The organism is Streptomyces sp. S3(2020) (assembly GCF_013044505.1).
Taxonomy (GTDB): Bacteria; Actinomycetota; Actinomycetes; order Streptomycetales; family Streptomycetaceae; genus Streptomyces.
In genome coordinates, this window is sequence record NZ_JABERD010000219.1 from 1 (window position 1) to 15,451 (window position 15,451).

The window sequence follows — 15,451 nt, forward strand, 5'->3', positions numbered from 1 at the left end:
TTCTATGTGGGCCGGGATGCCGGGGTCACCCATCGGGTGCGGATCCGGGCCAAGCTGCCGGACGGGACCTGGGGCGGATTCTCGGCGCAGCGGACGGTGACGACCGGCGCCGGGAAGCCGTGACGGCCCCCCCGGCACCCCCGGTCCTTCCGCCCCCCCCGGCACCTCCTCCTCCTTGCCCAGACCATCCCCGCACCGCCTCGCGTCCCCGTTGGCGGCCTCCCGGCCCTCCACTACCTCCCCCTCCGCGCTCCCCCTCTTCCCGCCCCAACCGCCCCGCACGTCCCGCGAACTCCTCACCGACCACGTCACAGCCATGGTCTGCTGCGCCGCGATGGACACCGCGGGCGCCACCCCCGGCCTCGACTGGCTCGACGGCCCGACCCTCCTCATCAACGGCGACCGCGCGGCCGACCTCACCCCCGTCGTCCTCCGCCTCGTCGTGGACGGCGACCCGGTCCCCCTGCGCTCCTGGCTCCTGGAGTCCGGCATACGCCCGGAGAAGCCGGTCCGCCTCGTCTGAGCGAGCCCGCCGGCCAGAGGCCGCCGCACAACTCCCTTACCGGAAGCCCGCATTCCACTTTCGGCCAATTCGCAACGAATAGTGACCGCGTGCGTGCGTAATGTGATGTGCTGGGACCGATCGCGCACATGGCAAGGGCTTACGACATAAGACAGACGTCACAGGCACGAACGGGTGACCGGTGACCGCACACACACGGGGGCACGAGGGAGGGGAGCAGCCATGGGGTCGGAGCAGATCCGCCGTTGGGAGTCGGGAGCGCTGGCGCACGCGGTGACGGACCCCTTCGGCCAGGGCCCCGTCCCCTGGCCCCGCGGCGACGAGACGTACTTCGACGACACCGGCCAGGTGGTCCCCTGGTACGTGGACGGATCCCAGCAGCCGACCTCCGCCGACGGCCGCGCCGACACCCCCCGCATCCCGGCCCCACGCACCGTCGGCGGCCTCCGCACGGCCGGTGGCCCCCGCACCGCCGTCGGCCCCCGCGCCGCGGACGACGTACGCCGTCAGATCAAGGGCTTCACCTCGGTCAGCGCGGTCGCCCCCGGCGAGGCCATCGACTTCCACATCACGGTCGACCCGCCCCAGGAGTTCGGCGTGGATGTGTACCGCATCGGCCACTACGGCGGTGACGGCGCCGCAAAGATCACCACCAGCCCCCGCCTCTCCGGCATCGTCCAGCCCCCGCCGCTCACCGCGGACCGCACGGTCTCCTGCCACCACTGGTGGCTGAGCTGGCGCCTTCAGATCCCCTCCTTCTGGAGCATCGGGGCGTACGTGGCCGTCCTGACCACCGCCGACGGCTACCGCTCCCACATCCCGTTCACCGTCCGCCACGACCACCCGGCGGACCTGCTGCTCCTCCTGCCCGACGTCACCTGGCAGGCGTACAACCTCTACCCGGAGGACGGCCGCACGGGCGCCAGCCTCTACCACGCCTGGGACGAGGAGGGCTGTCTGCTGGGCGAGTCCCACGCGGCCACGACCGTCTCCTTCGACCGCCCGTACGCCGGCGCGGGCCTCCCGCTGCACGTGGGCCACGCCTACGACTTCATCCGCTTCGCCGAGCGCTACGGCTACGACCTCGCCTACGCCGACGCCCGCGACCTGCACTCCGGCCGGGTCGACCCCACCCGCTACCGGGGCCTGGTCTTCCCCGGCCACGACGAGTACTGGTCGGCGAACATGCGCCGCACCGTGGAGCGCGCCCGCGACCACGGCACCTCGCTGGTCTTCCTCTCCGCCAACACCATGTACTGGCAGGTGGAGTTGGGTCCGTCCCCGTCCGGTGTCCCCGACCGTCTGCTGACCTGCCGCAAGCGCCGGGGCCCGGGCCGCCCGGTGCTGTGGCGCGAGGTGGACCGCCCCGAGCAGCAGGTGGTCGGCATCCAGTACGCGGGCCGGGTCCCCGACCCCCACCCGCTGATCGTGCGCAATGCCGACCACTGGCTCTGGGAGGCCACCGGCGCCCATGAGGGCGACGAGATCGAGGGCCTGGTCGCGGGCGAGGCCGACCGCTACTTCCCGCGCACCCCCCTCCCCGAGCACGACGACCGCATCCTGCTCGCCCACTCCCCGTACGCCGACACCGAGGGCACCCTCCGCCACCAGGAGACCTCCCTCTACCGCGCCCCCTCGGGCGCCCTGGTCTTCGCGTCCGGCACCTTCGCGTGGTCCCCGTCCCTGGACCGCCCCGGACATGTGGACCCCCGCGTCCAGCGCGCCACCGCCAATCTGCTGGACCACATCTGCAAGCGCGACTGACCCCGCAGGACCGGGAAACCACAGGCCACAGACCCCCTGTCCAGGACCGGCCGCCCCATACGGGACAATCGAGCCACTGGGACAGAACCACGGGGAGGAACCGTGTCCGGATTCGTAGAAAAGCCCGAGCCGCTTCAGGTTCCGGGCCTGGTGCACCTCCACACCGGCAAGGTGCGTGAGCTGTACCAGAACGAGGCGGGCGACCTCGTGATGGTCGCCAGTGACCGTATCTCCGCCTTCGACTGGGTGCTGCCGACCGAGATCCCCGACAAGGGCAGCATCCTCACCCAGCTCTCCCTGTGGTGGTTCGACCAGCTCGCGGACCTGGTCCCCAACCACGTCCTGAGCACCGAACTCCCCGCGGGCGCCCCGGCCGACTGGGCGGGCCGCACCCTGGTCTGCAAGTCGCTCCAGATGGTCCCGGTGGAGGCCGTCGCCCGCGGCTACCTCACCGGCTCGGGCCTCACCGAGTACAACGAGTCCCGTACGGTCTGCGGCCTCGCCCTCCCCGAGGGCCTGACCGACGGCAGCGAACTCCCCGCCCCGATCTTCACCCCGGCCACCAAGGCCGCGGTCGGCGAGCACGACGAGAACGTCTCCTACGAGGAGGTCGCCCGCCAGGTCGGCGCCGACACCGCCGCCCGGCTGCGCCAGGCCACCCTCGCCGTTTACGCCCGCGGCAGGGACATCGCCCGCGACCGGGGCATCATCCTCGCGGACACCAAGTTCGAGTTCGGCTTCGACGGGGACACCCTCGTCATCGGTGACGAGGTCCTCACCCCGGACTCGTCCCGCTTCTGGCCGGTCGACCAGTGGGAGCCGGGCCGCGCGCAGCCGTCGTACGACAAGCAGTTCGTGCGCGACTGGCTGACCTCGGCGGAGTCCGGCTGGGACCGCAAGAGCGAGCAGCCCCCGCCGCCGCTGCCGCAGGAGGTCGTGGACCGGACCCGGGCCAAGTACGTCGAGGCGTACGAGCGACTGACCGGCACCAGCTGGTCGTAACGCGAAAAGCCCCCGGGAGACCGGGGGCTTTCACATGGAGCGAACGACGAGGTTCGAACTCGCGACCTCAACCTTGGCAAGGTTGCGCTCTACCAACTGAGCTACGTTCGCATGCGCCGTGGCGCGAGAACCACTATACCCAACCTCGTTCCCGCGCGAGCCGTACCGCCGCATGGCGGTTCTCCGCCCCGAGCTTCGACACCGCCGACGACAGATAGTTCCGCACGGTCCCCTGCGACAGCGCGGCCCGCTCGGCGATCTCCGCGACGGGCGCCCCGTCGGCGGCGAGTTCCAGCACCTCGGCCTCGCGCACGGTCAGCGGTGAGTCCCCGGCGGAGATCGCGTCGGCGGCCAACTCCGGGTCGACGTAGCGGTTTCCGGCATGCACCGTGCGGATGATCTCGGCGAGCCGCTGCGCACTGACCGTCTTCGGGACGAACCCGCGCACACCGGCCCCAAGGGCCCGCTTGAGATGCCCGGGCCGCCCATGGCTGGTCACGATCAGCACCTTGCAGTCGGGCAGTTCGGTGCGCAGGGATGTGGCGACCTTCACACCGTCCGCGCCGGGCATCTGGAGATCCAGTACGGCGACGTCGGGAGCGTGTGCCTTCGCCATCGCCAGCGCCTCGGGGCCGGACGCGGCCTCGGCGACGATCACGAGGTCGTCCTCCAGCGCGAGCAGCGCCGCGAGCGCACCCCGGATCAGATGCTCGTCATCGGCGAGCAGCAGCCGCACCGTCATCCCGTGACCTCGTTCATCCGCAGCCGCACCGTCATGCCACGACCTCACTCACCCGCAGCGGCACCGAGGCCACCACTCGGAACACGCCGTCGCCCACCGGCCCCGCCTCCAATGTGCCGTCCACCGCCGCCAGCCGTTCCCGCAGTCCGGCCAGCCCGGAGCCGCCCGGGCCGGAAGGCGCGGCCACCCCGTCGTTCTCCACCGTCAGCACCACACACTCGCGAGTCACCCGCACGTCCACCGCACACCGCCCGGCATCCCCGTGCCGCAGCACATTGGTCGTCGCCTCCCGCACGACCCACCCGAGTGCCGACTGCACGTCCACCGGCAGTCCGGCCGCCTCCCCGGACACCTCGCAGCGGATCCCCGCCGCCTCCAGCACTCCCTGCGCACCGGTGAGTTCGACCCCGAGATCGGCCTCCCGGTATCCCCGTACGACATCCCGCACCTCGCGCTGCGACTCCTGCGCGATGCGCTGCACCTCGACCATCTGCTCCTCGGCCTCCGGCCGCCCGCGCCGCGCCAGCTGCACGGCGAGCTCGCTCTTGAGGGCGATCACCGCGAGGTTCCGCCCCATGACGTCGTGCAGATCGCGCCCGAACCGCAGCCGCTCCTCGGCGACGGCGAGCCGGGCCCGGGTCTCGCGGGCCTCGTCGAGCTCGTAGACGGCGTTGAGCAGCCAGACGGAGAAGGCGGAGGTGAAGGCGAGGAACCCGCCGCCGAGGAACACCACCAGCACACTGATCAGGGCCTCGGGACCGGGCCTGCCCGCGAACGCCACGAGCCCGGCCCCGACGGCGAAGCCCGTGACGACGGAGTACATGCGCCGACGGCTGCGGACACCGAGCGAGAGGGTGCCCGCCCCGAAGATCAGTACGACGCCGAAGACCGAGCCCGTCGCGGTGTCGACGCCGTCCCCGTCCGGTCCGTGCTCCGCGACCACGATCGCCATGACGGCGATCGCCGCGGTGAGCGCGCCGAGCGTCCACAGCATGTGGACGGGCTGCTCACGGCGGCCGAGCGTCCAGTCCAGTGCCCGCGCCGCGGTCACGGCACAGATCACGGCGTGCACGGCCACCACGAGCGCCAGCGAGGCCGCGAGCCAGGGCACCATCTCACCGAAGAGCGGCAGCCCCAGCGCGATGACCTCGACCACCGCGAAGAAGTGGAACGACCATCGTGTGTACGTCTCCACCTTGGCCGGCGTGCTCTTGCGCCGCCACCAGTCCCCCGAACCGCTCATCTCCCCGCTCCCGTGCTCAACGCCGCGGCTCCCACCGGAACCACCGTCGTACAGCAAACACGCCCAGCGTGGCCCAGGCCAGTGCCGTCACTGCGGCGCCGAGCGCTTCGTAGGCCGAGAGGTCTCCGGTCCAGCCGCCGCGCACCAGCGTGATCACCGGGGTGAGCGGCAGCAGTTCGCACACCGAGGCCATCCGCTCGGGCAGCACCTCCAGCGGCACGGTGATTCCGGAGCCGATCATCGAGACCAGCATCAGCGGCAGGCCGGTGACCTGTGCGCTCTCCACGGTGCGGGTGAAGCTCGCGGTGAGGGCGGCCAGGGACGCGCAGATCACCAGGCCGAGAAGGAGGCCCAGGACGGCGAGCGCCACGGCCTTCGGTGCCGCCATGTCGAGCAGGACCGTGCAGCCGGCCACCAGGAGGACCGACTGGAGGATGCTCGTGACGACGGCCGGCAGCGCGGCCCCGGTGAGGATCTCCGCGTCCCGCGGCTCCCCGGTGCGCAGCCGCTTGAGGACGAGTTCCTCGCGCCGCCCCACGAAGACGCCCACGAGCGCCGTGTAGACCGCGAAGAGCAGCGAGAACCCGATGGCGGCGGGCAGCAGCACCAGCCCCACGGTGAGCCCCGACTCCCCGAGATCCATGTCCTGGATGGCCGCCTTCACGCTGAACGGCAGGATCAGCGGCAGGAACACCGCGGAGAAGACCATGCCCCTGCTCCGCAGGAACAGTGTCAGCTCGGCCCGGCCGAGCGCCGAGATCCGCCCGGCCGGCGTGGTCCCGATAGTCGTGCCGCTCATGCCACCCGCTCCTTCGTCTGCGCCTTCTCGGCGATCCCGAGGAACGCCTCCTCCAGCGAAGCCGACCGCACATCGAGCCCCCGCAGCTCGACCCCGGCCCCCGAGGCCCACACCAGCACCCCGGTCGCCGCCCGTTGCAGCTCCCGCGTCCGCAGCCGTACGACCCGGCCGTCGACCTCGTGGGACAGCACCCCCAGCTCCCCGAGCGGCGGCAGGTCGCCGACGAAGTACCCCTCGGGCAGCTCGAAGGAGATCCGCGAGGGCTGCCCGGCCGTCACCTCGGCCGGTGTCCCGGTGACCGCGATCCGCCCCTCGTGCAGGATGGCGAGCCGGTCGGCGAGGCTCTCGGCCTCCTCCAGGTAGTGCGTGGTCAGCAGCACGGTCGTACCGCCGTCGCGCAGCGCCCGCACCAACTCCCAGGTGTCCCGGCGCCCTTCGGCGTCGAGCCCGGTCGTCGGCTCGTCCAGGAACAGCACCTCCGGGTTCCCGAGCAGCGCGAGCGACAGGTCCAGGCGCCGCCGCTCACCCCCGGACAGCTGCTTCACGCGTACGTCGGCCCGCCGTGCGAGCCCGACGAGTTCCAGCGCCTCCAGCGGCGGCCGCGCCCCGCTCACACACCCCGCCCACATCCGGGCGGTCTCGATGACGGTGAGCTCGGACGGGAACCCGCCCTCCTGGAGCATCACGCCGGTCCGCGGCCTGACGACGGCCCGCTCCTCGTGGGGATCGTGCCCGAGCACCCGCACCCGGCCGCCGGCCGGACGCGCGAGTCCCTCCAGCAGTTCCACCGTCGACGTCTTGCCGGCCCCGTTGGTGCCGAGCAGCGCGAAGACCTCGCCCCTGTCCACGGAGAAGCTGATCCCGCGGACCGCTTCGAACCCGCCCCCGTAGACGCGTCGCAGGTCGGTGACCTCAATCACGTTCGTGTTCATGGTCCAAGCATCCGGGCGTTCCGGGCCCGGAAGGAGTGCGCGCTGTCATCACTCGACATGACAAATGTCAGGGGTACGCCAAGCACGAAAAAGCCCCCCGGTGGAAGCCGGGGGGCTCTTCGAATCAAGAGCGAACGACGAGGTTCGAACTCGCGACCTCAACCTTGGCAAGGTTGCGCTCTACCAACTGAGCTACGTTCGCATTGCCTCCGACCAGCTCTCACTGATCGGCGCGAGCACCATCCTACCTGATCCACAAGTGGGACCAGACCGGCGATGCAGAGCGGGTGACAGGAATTGCACACTGCGCCTTCCCCCTGGAAGGGGGATGTTCTGCTACTGAACTACACCCGCATGTACTCCGTGGGCTGGGCTTTTCCGTCCCCGCCCCTCGGCGTGCTCCAGACTCTAGCCGACCAGGTGGGGTGCAACGCAAGTCGGTTGCCCTCAGGGTCCGCTGACGGACCCTGAGGGCAACCTGTGCGTCGTCACTGTGCCGCGGCGAACGCCTCGTAGACCTTCTTGGGGATGCGGCCGCGCGCGGGCACGTCCATCTTGTTCGCCTGGGCCCAGGCGCGGACGGCCGCCGGGTCGGGGGCGACCTCCGTCTGCCGGTAGGCCTTGCCGGACTTCGACCGCTTGCGGCCGGCGTCCACGTAGGGCTCGAGCGCCTTACGCAGTTTCTTGGCATTCGCTTGATTCAGGTCGATCTCGTACGACTTGCCATCGAGTCCGAAGGCGATCGTTTCCGCCGCTTCCGAGCCGTCGATGTCGTCAAAGAGAGTGACCACGACCTTCTGCGCCACGAATATCGGTCCCTTCATACGGCACTTGCCAATTCATTTGTACAGTGCCCGACAATGCAATGGGAAGCCCGACTAAATCCTTCCGCGTGTCTGAGCGCAATAGGTATCGGGTGTCGATCGCGGATCTTTCCTGGAAATTTTCGTGAACACGGCCGTCGATACCGGATCGTGACGGCAGTCACGTAGTTTCCTACAAGTCGACGCGCGTAGAAATTTTGTGCGGGTAGTCTGAAGACACTGTTGGATCGACACCTTCAGCAACCTTGCTCAGCACCACACACCGGGAGTGCCAGTGGCACGCGTCGTAGTCGACGTCATGCTCAAGCCGGAGATCCTCGACCCCCAGGGCCAGGCGGTGCAGCGCGCACTGCCGCGTCTGGGTTTCGAAGGCATCTCCGACGTACGTCAGGGAAAGCGATTCGAACTGGAAGTTGACGGACCGGTCGACGAGGCCGCGCTCGCCCGCATCCACGATCTTGCGGAATCCTTCCTCGCCAACACCGTGATCGAGGACTTCACCGTGAAGGTCGAAGAAGTCGCGGAGGCCGCGAAGTGACCGCTCGTATTGGCGTCGTCACTTTCCCGGGGAGTCTCGACGACCGGGACACCCAGCGCGCGATCCGCCTCGCGGGTGCCGAACCGGTCGCCCTCTGGCACAAGGACAAGGACCTCCACCAGGTCAACGCCGTGGTGCTGCCCGGCGGTTTCTCCTACGGCGACTATCTGCGGGCCGGCGCCATCTCCCGCTTCTCGCCCGTGATGGAGACGGTCATCGAGCAGGCCAAGGCGGGCCTCCCGGTCCTCGGTATCTGCAACGGCTTCCAGGTCCTCACCGAGGCGCACCTGCTGCCCGGCGGGATGCTCGGCAACGACCACCTGCACTTCATCTGCCGCGACCAGAAGCTGCGGGTGGAGAACACCTCCAGCGCCTGGACGGTCGACTACAGCGCGGGCCAGGAGATCCACATCCCGCTGAAGAACATGGACGGCCGCTACGTCGCCGACCAGTACACGCTGGACAAGCTGGAGGCCGAGGGGCGGGTCGCCTTCCGCTACCTCGACTTCAACCCCAACGGTTCGCTGAACGACATCGCCGGCATCACCAACGAGGCCGGGAACGTCGTAGGCCTCATGCCGCACCCGGAGCACGCCGTCGAGCCGCTCATCGGCTCCGGCCGCACCGACGGCCTCCCCTTCTTCACCTCGATCCTCAAGAAGCTGGTCAACGCATGAGCCGGACGCCTCTGGACACGGTCGAGCACGCGGCCGCGACCCCCGACGTCGAGCTGCCCTGGGCCGAACTCGGTCTGAAGAAGGACGAGTACGAGCGGGTCGTGGAGATCCTCGGCCGCCGGCCCACCGGTGCCGAGCTCGCCATGTACTCGGTCATGTGGTCCGAGCACTGCTCCTACAAGTCCTCCAAGGTCCACCTGCGCCAGTTCGGCGAGAAGGCCCCCCAGTCCGACGCGCTGCTCGTGGGCATCGGCGAGAACGCGGGCGTCGTGGACGTCGGCCAGGGCTATGCGGTCACCTTCAAGGTCGAGTCGCACAACCACCCGTCCTACGTCGAGCCCTACCAGGGCGCGGCCACGGGCGTCGGCGGCATCGTCCGCGACATCATCGCGATGGGCGCGCGCCCGGTCGCGGTCGTGGACCCGCTGCGCTTCGGCGCGGCCGACCACCCCGACACCAAGCGGGTGCTCCCCGGTGTGGTGGCGGGCATCGGCGGCTACGGCAACTGCCTGGGCCTGCCCAACATCGGCGGCGAGGTCGTCTTCGACTCCTGCTACCAGGGCAACCCGCTGGTCAACGCCGGTGCCATCGGCGTCATGCGGCACGAGGACATCCACCTCGCGAAGGCGTCCGGCTCTGGCAACAAGGTCATCCTGTACGGGGCCCGCACCGGCGGCGACGGCATCGGCGGCGCCTCGATCCTGGCCTCCGAGACCTTCGACGACGCCAAGCCGTCGAAGCGCCCCGCCGTCCAGGTCGGCGACCCCTTCCAGGAGAAGCTCCTCATCGAGTGCACCCTGGAGGCCTTCCAGGAGAAGCTGGTCGTCGGTATCCAGGACCTCGGTGCCGCCGGTCTCTCCTGTGCCACCAGCGAGCTGGCCTCCAACGGCTCCGGCGGCATGCGCGTCACGCTGGACGACGTACCGCTGCGTGACTCCACGCTCTCGCCCGAGGAAATCCTCATGAGCGAGTCGCAGGAACGCATGTGCGCGGTCGTGGAGCCGGCGAAGGTCGACCGCTTCCTGGAGATCTGCGACAAGTGGGACGTCATCGCCACCGTCATCGGTGAGGTGACCGACGGCGACCGCCTGGAGATCTACTGGCACGGCGGCAAGATCGTCGACGTCGACCCGCGCACGGTCGCGCACGACGGCCCGGTCTACGAGCGCCCCTACGCCCGCCCGTCCTGGCAGGACGAGCTCCAGGCCGACGACGCGGGCAGGCTGCCCCGGCCGGGCACTTCGGAAGAGCTCAAGCAGCAGGTGCTCCAGCTGGTCGGCTCCCCCAACCAGGCCTCCAAGAAGTGGATCACGTCCCAGTACGACCACTTCGTGCAGGGCAACACCGTGCTGGCGCAGCCCGAGGACTCGGGCATGATCCGCATCGACGAGGAGACCGGCCTCGGCGTCGCCATCGCGACGGACGGCAACGGCCGCTACGCGAAGCTGGACCCGTACGCGGGCGCCCAGCTGGCGCTGTCGGAGGCGTACCGCAATGTCGCCACCACCGGTGCCAAGCCCCTCGCGGTCTCCGACTGCCTGAACTTCGGCTCGCCCGAGGACCCGGCCGTCATGTGGCAGTTCGCGGAGGCCATCCGTGGACTCGCCGACGCCTGCCAGCAGTTGGGCACCCCGGTGACCGGCGGCAATGTGTCGCTCTACAACCAGACGGGCGAGGTGGCCATCCACCCGACCCCGGTGGTCGCGGTCCTGGGTGTCATCGACGACGTCGCCCGCCGTACGCCGGTCGCCTTCCAGGAGGAGGGCCAGCTGCTGTACCTCCTCGGCGACACCCGCGAGGAGTTCGGCGGTTCGGCCTGGTCGCAGGTCGTGCACGACCACCTCGGCGGTCTGCCGCCCAAGGTCGACCTGGAGCGCGAGCGCCTGCTGGCTGAGATCCTGATCTCCGCCTCCCGCGACGGCATGATCGACTCCGCGCACGACCTCTCCGACGGCGGCCTGATCCAGGCGGTCGTGGAGTCGGCGCTGCTCGGCGGCAAGGGCGCGCGTCTGGTCGTACCGGACGGGCTGGACGCCTTCACCCTCCTCTTCTCCGAGTCGGCGGGACGCGCGGTCGTCGCCGTGCCGCGCTCCGAGGAGCTCCGCTTCAACGACATGTGCGGTGCGCGCGGCCTGCCGGTCACCCGCATCGGTGTCGTGGACGGGGAGACGGTCGAGCTCCAGGGCGAGTTCGAGCTGTCCCTGGAGGAGCTGCGCACGGCCCACGAGGAGACGATCCCGGCGCTGCTGGCGTAAAGCCCTTCGCGCATACGGAGTTGAAGGCCCCGACCGTCCAACGGCCGGGGCCTTCACGCGTGTTAACTTCTGCCGGTCATCGATCTGCGCGGGGGATGAGGACCGGTGGAGTTCCTGCGGATACCCGGCCGGGGCGGCCGGCTCAGTGACCGGCTCAACCGGCTCGTGGTGATCACCGCGGTGCTCGGCATCGGGGCGGGTGGCTGGGGGCTGTGGCTGGAGACCGAGGAGCATCTCGATCGCGCCGCCAGCCGGGAGAGGATCACGCGGGCCTGCGACGGCCTGGTCGACCCGGACCCGGTCCTCGGTCTCGACGGCGGCACCGACCGGGCGCGTCCGGGCAGCGACGAGGACGACGTGATGTCCGGCCTCGACGGCCTCGATGACGCCGACGGTCCCGATGATGCCGACGCCCTCGCCACGCTCCCTCAGAAGTGCGTGATCTACCGGGTGGGGGAGCCGGGGACCTCGTACAACCACTTCCAGCTGTCCGTCTGGCAGACCCCGTCCGAGGAGTACGCGCAGATCGTCGACGGCTGGGACGACCCGTTCGAGCAGTGGACGCGTGAGCCGGACAGCACGCGGGAGGCCGCAGACTCGGTCGAGTACCCGCTGGGCGACGGGCGGCTCGGCGTGTACTACGACAACGCCGTCGCCGTGAAGGCCGTCTGCGCGAACGAGCCGGACGACGTGACCTCGCTCAACGCCATGACCATCGCCCACTACTCCGAGGACACCGAGGTCACGGACGCCGACCGCCGGACCCTCGCCGCGCTGGCCCACACCGCCGCCGAACGCCTCGCGGCCAGGACGGGCTGCACGACCGAGCTCCCCGCCCTCCCGGCCGAACTCCCCACGCCGAGCAAGCGGTTGACGGCAGCGGCGGCGGCGAGGGGCACCTGCGCCTGGTACGCCGTGTACATCGAGGACGAGGGCCGCGGCCGCCTCCCGGACCGCGCCCTCGCCACCCCGGCCGGCGCCCGCGCCTGGGAGGAGAGCTGCCTGCTCGCGGTGGGCGACGAGGAGGTGGACCGCATCTGGTCCGGCCTCGGCGACAAGGAGACCGGGGACCGCGACACCCAGGGCACCCCCTGGTGGCTGCGGACCGAGTCGTTCTTCGGCGACGAGGCCGGCGAGGTCGAGGCGGAGGGCCTGGGCAGCGACCAGACACCCCTCGACCCCGGCACGGCCGGCTTCGACGGCACCGCCAACGTCTGGTGGGCCTCCTCCACCTGCGCCGGCGAACCGGCGATCCACACCCTGAGCGTGGAGTACCCCTACGAGAAGTACGTCCGGCCGAGACTGCGGGCCCTCTTCACGGCCTACGTCGACGATGTCGCCGCCCGCCGCGGCTGCACCGGAGTGAGGTTCCCGTCGGACTTCACGTCCTGACCGGGGCCGGCGCGGGCACCGCGGTACCCGCCGTACCCGCCTTGGGCAGCCGCAGCGCCAGCAGCACGCACAGGGCCATCAGCCCGGCCCCGCACAGGAACACCGCGTCCATGGCGGAGACGTAGGACGCCGTGCCCGTCCCGTCGTCCAGCCGGGTCAGCAGGGTGCCGAAGGCGGCGGCGCCCAGGGCGGTGCCCAGGGTCTGGAAGAAGCGGACGGCGGTCGTGGCGACGCCGAGCTGGTGGCGCGGGGCCGCCTCCTGGACGAGCTGGATGAGCTGGCCGATGAGCTGGCCGAAGCCGATGCCGAGGAGGAGGAGTTCGGCGCGCAGCCACCACAGGGAGGTGTGGGTGCCGGTGGTGGCCAGCAGGAGGAAGGCGACGGCGGTGACGGCCGAGCCGGTGATCACGAACGTCCGCTCGGGGCGGCCGCGTTCGGCGAGCCGGCCCGCGACGATGCCGACAGCCGTCATGCCGAGCGCCATGGGGATGAGGAACAGTCCGGCCGAGGCGCTGTCCATGCCCCGGGCGACCTGGAGATAGACCATCACGTAGTAGATCGCGCCGACCATGCCCGCGCCGACCAGTGCCTGGATCGCGAAGCCCCAGCGCAGCTCCCGGACACGGAACATGGACAACGGCAGGATCGGTTCGTCCGCGGTGACCTGGCGGCGCAGGAACAGCGCGAGGGCCGCGGCGGAGGTCAGCGCGAGGCCGGTGACCTGCGGTGACGACCAGGCGTACTGCCGGCCGCCCCACTCGGTGACCAGCAGGAGCGCGGTGGAGAAGGCGGCGGCGAGGGCGGCGCCCGGGAAGTCGATGCGGTGACCGCCGCCGTGCCGGGGGAGCTTCAGGACGAGCGCGCCGAGGACCAGGACGGCGGCGCCGAGCGGCAGGTTGACGTAGAAGATCCACCGCCAGCTCGCGTGGTCGGAGAGCACCCCGCCGATCCACGGGCCGATCGCCATGCCCCCGCCGGCGAGGATCCCGCCCATCCCCGCGCCCCTGGCGTCCCGCTCGCCGGGCCCCCTGAGCTGGGCGATCACGACCATCGTCACGCTCATCAGCCCGCCGGCCCCGATGCCCTGGACGGCCCGGGCCGCTATGAGCTGGCCGATCGACCCGGCCGCGCCGCACAGTGCCGAGCCGAGGAGGAAGGTGCCGACGGCTCCGAGGAACACGTGCTTGGCGCCGAGGACGTCGCAGAGCCTGCCGTAGAGCGGCAGCGCCGCGGCCGAGGCCAGCGAGAAGGCGCTGACCAGCCACGGGATCTTGTCGATGCCGTGCGCGGGGTCGAGGTCCCGGACGATCGGGACGGTGGCGGCGGACACGATCTGCGTGTCCAGGACGGCGAGGACGATCGTGACGAGGCAGACGAGGAAGCCGATTTTCCGTTGGGTCTCGGACATGAGGGTCTCGGTCATGGGCAGCACCATGCCCGAGATTTATGTACTGAGTCAATCTTTAATCTAGACCTAAAATTCATCTTGGTACAGTGATGTCATGGCTTTTGCTGAGGGGATGGGGCTGCGCGAGCGCAAGAAGCTCCAGACGGCGCTGCGGATCTACCGGACCGCTGTCGAGCTGTTCGTGGAGAAGGGCTTCGACGCCGTCTCCGTACAGGAGGTCGCGGATGCCTCGGACGTCTCCAAGATGACCGTCTTCAACTACTTCGGTACGAAAGAGGACTTGGTCTTCAAGCCCATGGAGGAGCACTTCTCCGACCCGGCCCGTGCCGTGCGCGAGCGGGCGCCGGGCGAGTCGGCGGTGGAGGCCGTGCGCCGGCAGTTCCTGGAGATGGTCGCAAGCCGCGACCCCTCGATCGGCCTGCACAGCGAACCCTTCGCCCGCCGGATCCGCACGGTCATCATGGCGACGCCGGTCCTGCGGGAACGCGCCTACCTCTCCTCCGAGAAGGGCGCCCGCGAACTGGCCGACCTCCTCACCGGGGAGACCGGCGACCGCACCCTGGCCCTGATCGCCGCCGCCACTCTCACCGCCGCCCGCCAGGCCCTGGTCGAGGAACACCATCTGCGCATCGACGCCGGCGAGTCCGTGGACGAGGTCGCCGCCGATGCCGCCGAACGGGCCGAGAAGGCCTTCGCGTTGGTGGAACAGGGGCTCGGGGGATACGCGCGCAGGAAGTGAACTCCCGCAGAGAGCGGACGGGTTGACGTAGTTACGTAGTTCCGTACTCTCGACGGTATGGAACTCGACGAGCGTGTAGCCGAGTTGGAGCGCCGCGTCGCCACCCTCGAAGGGACCGCGGCCACCGAGGCCTCCGCGCCCCGCCTCGGCGAGGGTGACTTCTGGGCGCTGGAGACCCTCAAGGAGCAGCTGGCCGCGCTGGGCGCCGAGGCCGGCGGGGTGCTGTTCACCGGCTCCGTCCGGATGGCCGCCGGTGAGCGGTACGTCTGGCAACAGGGTGCCCTGGCCGAGGAGTTGCTGGACCGCGACTGGGCACCGGCCGCCGATTCGTTCGCCGCGCTCGGCCACCCGGTCCGGCTACGGCTCCTCAAGGAGATCTACGGCGGCCGCCGCACCGTCGCCGAACTCGCCGAGCTCGACGAACTCGGCACGACCGGCCAGATCTACCACCACCTGCGCCAACTCACCACCGCGGGCTGGCTCCACACCAGGGAACGCGGCCGCTACGAGGTCCCGGGCACCCGCGTCGTACCACTCCTGGTGGCCCTGTCAGCGGGCTTGCCCTGACCCCTGCGACCAGGGGTTGCCATCCCGATCCCCCACCCGCCCGTAG

At 70.4% G+C, this 15,451-nt stretch carries 14 protein-coding genes, 3 tRNA genes and 2 pseudogenes; 10 read left to right on the top strand and 9 right to left on the bottom strand.

Going from position 1 to position 15,451, the window contains the following annotated elements; all coding sequences use genetic code 11:
* The 4 genes and pseudogenes from HLK59_RS51580 to HLK59_RS40875 all read left to right on the top strand — a co-directional run.
* Window positions 1-123 (top strand): annotated as a pseudogene (locus HLK59_RS51580) (hydrolase); the annotation flags it as partial.
* Window positions 124-247: 124 nt separating this feature from the next.
* A pseudogene (locus HLK59_RS40865) lies at window positions 248-523 on the top strand (hypothetical protein); the annotation flags it as partial.
* 222 nt (window positions 524-745) lie between these two features.
* Window positions 746-2,287 carry a N,N-dimethylformamidase beta subunit family domain-containing protein gene (locus HLK59_RS40870; RefSeq protein ID WP_171146724.1) on the top strand — a complete coding sequence of 514 codons (1,542 nt, stop codon included), beginning with the start codon at window positions 746-748 and terminating at the stop codon, window positions 2,285-2,287.
* Window positions 2,288-2,389: 102 nt separating this feature from the next.
* Window positions 2,390-3,289, top strand: coding sequence for a phosphoribosylaminoimidazolesuccinocarboxamide synthase (locus tag HLK59_RS40875; protein WP_171146725.1), 900 nt, complete (start codon window positions 2,390-2,392; stop codon window positions 3,287-3,289).
* Between the two features lie 35 nt (window positions 3,290-3,324).
* Here HLK59_RS40875 and HLK59_RS40880 read toward each other — a convergent pair.
* The 8 genes from HLK59_RS40880 to HLK59_RS40915 form a co-directional block, all read right to left on the bottom strand.
* Window positions 3,325-3,400: transfer RNA gene (locus tag HLK59_RS40880), tRNA-Gly, on the bottom strand.
* Window positions 3,401-3,422: 22 nt separating this feature from the next.
* Window positions 3,423-4,031, bottom strand: coding sequence for a response regulator transcription factor (locus HLK59_RS40885; RefSeq protein ID WP_171146726.1), 609 nt, complete (start codon window positions 4,029-4,031; stop codon window positions 3,423-3,425).
* A 31-nt stretch (window positions 4,032-4,062) separates the two neighbouring features.
* Window positions 4,063-5,274 carry a histidine kinase gene (locus HLK59_RS40890; RefSeq protein WP_171146727.1) on the bottom strand — a complete coding sequence of 404 codons (1,212 nt, stop codon included), beginning with the start codon at window positions 5,272-5,274 and terminating at the stop codon, window positions 4,063-4,065.
* A 16-nt stretch (window positions 5,275-5,290) separates the two neighbouring features.
* Complete coding sequence (locus HLK59_RS40895; RefSeq protein ID WP_171146728.1) at window positions 5,291-6,073, bottom strand: ABC transporter permease; 783 nt, start codon at window positions 6,071-6,073, stop codon at window positions 5,291-5,293.
* Entirely contained in the window at window positions 6,070-7,005 is a 936-nt protein-coding gene (locus HLK59_RS40900; protein ID WP_171146729.1) for an ABC transporter ATP-binding protein, read from the bottom strand. Before HLK59_RS40900 ends, HLK59_RS40895 begins: the two co-directional genes overlap by 4 nt.
* A gap of 129 nt (window positions 7,006-7,134) precedes the next feature.
* Window positions 7,135-7,207, bottom strand: a tRNA-Gly gene (locus tag HLK59_RS40905).
* A gap of 80 nt (window positions 7,208-7,287) precedes the next feature.
* A tRNA-Gly gene (locus HLK59_RS40910) sits at window positions 7,288-7,359 on the bottom strand.
* Between the two features lie 134 nt (window positions 7,360-7,493).
* Window positions 7,494-7,811: an Lsr2 family protein gene (locus tag HLK59_RS40915; protein ID WP_171146730.1), complete on the bottom strand. Its 318-nt coding sequence runs from the start codon at window positions 7,809-7,811 to the stop codon at window positions 7,494-7,496.
* A gap of 292 nt (window positions 7,812-8,103) precedes the next feature.
* Between HLK59_RS40915 and purS the strand changes: the two genes are divergently transcribed.
* From purS to HLK59_RS40935, 4 genes are all read left to right on the top strand, one after another.
* A complete protein-coding gene (purS, locus tag HLK59_RS40920) occupies window positions 8,104-8,367 on the top strand; it encodes a phosphoribosylformylglycinamidine synthase subunit PurS (RefSeq protein ID WP_015659417.1) in 264 nt (87 codons plus the stop codon).
* Window positions 8,364-9,044: a phosphoribosylformylglycinamidine synthase subunit PurQ gene (gene purQ, locus HLK59_RS40925; protein ID WP_171146731.1), complete on the top strand. Its 681-nt coding sequence runs from the start codon at window positions 8,364-8,366 to the stop codon at window positions 9,042-9,044. Before purS ends, purQ begins: the two co-directional genes overlap by 4 nt.
* On the top strand, window positions 9,041-11,299 hold the full coding sequence (gene purL / locus HLK59_RS40930) for a phosphoribosylformylglycinamidine synthase subunit PurL (protein WP_171146732.1): 2,259 nt from the start codon (window positions 9,041-9,043) through the stop codon (window positions 11,297-11,299). Before purQ ends, purL begins: the two co-directional genes overlap by 4 nt.
* A gap of 105 nt (window positions 11,300-11,404) precedes the next feature.
* The gene (locus HLK59_RS40935; RefSeq protein ID WP_171146733.1) at window positions 11,405-12,691 is read left to right on the top strand and encodes a hypothetical protein; all 1,287 of its coding nucleotides are present in this window, start codon (window positions 11,405-11,407) and stop codon (window positions 12,689-12,691) included.
* On the opposite strand, the gene HLK59_RS40940 is transcribed toward HLK59_RS40935, so the two are convergent.
* A complete protein-coding gene (locus HLK59_RS40940) occupies window positions 12,681-14,114 on the bottom strand; it encodes an MFS transporter (RefSeq protein WP_240982932.1) in 1,434 nt (477 codons plus the stop codon). The genes HLK59_RS40935 and HLK59_RS40940 overlap by 11 nt on opposite strands.
* Window positions 14,115-14,193: 79 nt before the next feature.
* Here HLK59_RS40940 and HLK59_RS40945 point away from each other — a divergent pair, with 79 nt between their 5' ends.
* Window positions 14,194-14,838 (top strand): TetR/AcrR family transcriptional regulator, encoded by a 645-nt coding sequence (locus tag HLK59_RS40945; protein ID WP_171146734.1) that lies wholly within the window; start codon window positions 14,194-14,196, stop codon window positions 14,836-14,838.
* Window positions 14,839-14,895: 57 nt separating this feature from the next.
* The gene (locus HLK59_RS40950) at window positions 14,896-15,405 is read left to right on the top strand and encodes a helix-turn-helix domain-containing protein (RefSeq protein ID WP_171146735.1); all 510 of its coding nucleotides are present in this window, start codon (window positions 14,896-14,898) and stop codon (window positions 15,403-15,405) included.
* Window positions 15,406-15,451: the final 46 nt, after the last annotated feature.

Excerpts from the sequence above, each read along its gene's own strand:
- HLK59_RS40895 (WP_171146728.1), bottom strand. The coding sequence starts at position 6,073 with ATGAGCGGCACGACTATCGGGACCACGCCGGCCGGGCGGATCTCGGCG.
- HLK59_RS40945 (WP_171146734.1), top strand. The coding sequence starts at position 14,194 with ATGGCTTTTGCTGAGGGGATGGGGCTGCGCGAGCGCAAGAAGCTCCAG.
- HLK59_RS40950 (WP_171146735.1), top strand. The coding sequence starts at position 14,896 with ATGGAACTCGACGAGCGTGTAGCCGAGTTGGAGCGCCGCGTCGCCACC.
- HLK59_RS40890 (WP_171146727.1), bottom strand. The coding sequence starts at position 5,274 with ATGAGCGGTTCGGGGGACTGGTGGCGGCGCAAGAGCACGCCGGCCAAG.
- HLK59_RS40870 (WP_171146724.1), top strand. The coding sequence starts at position 746 with ATGGGGTCGGAGCAGATCCGCCGTTGGGAGTCGGGAGCGCTGGCGCAC.
- HLK59_RS40940 (WP_240982932.1), bottom strand. The coding sequence starts at position 14,114 with ATGACCGAGACCCTCATGTCCGAGACCCAACGGAAAATCGGCTTCCTC.
- HLK59_RS40900 (WP_171146729.1), bottom strand. The coding sequence starts at position 7,005 with ATGAACACGAACGTGATTGAGGTCACCGACCTGCGACGCGTCTACGGG.
- HLK59_RS40885 (WP_171146726.1), bottom strand. The coding sequence starts at position 4,031 with ATGACGGTGCGGCTGCTGCTCGCCGATGACGAGCATCTGATCCGGGGT.
- purL (WP_171146732.1), top strand. The coding sequence starts at position 9,041 with ATGAGCCGGACGCCTCTGGACACGGTCGAGCACGCGGCCGCGACCCCC.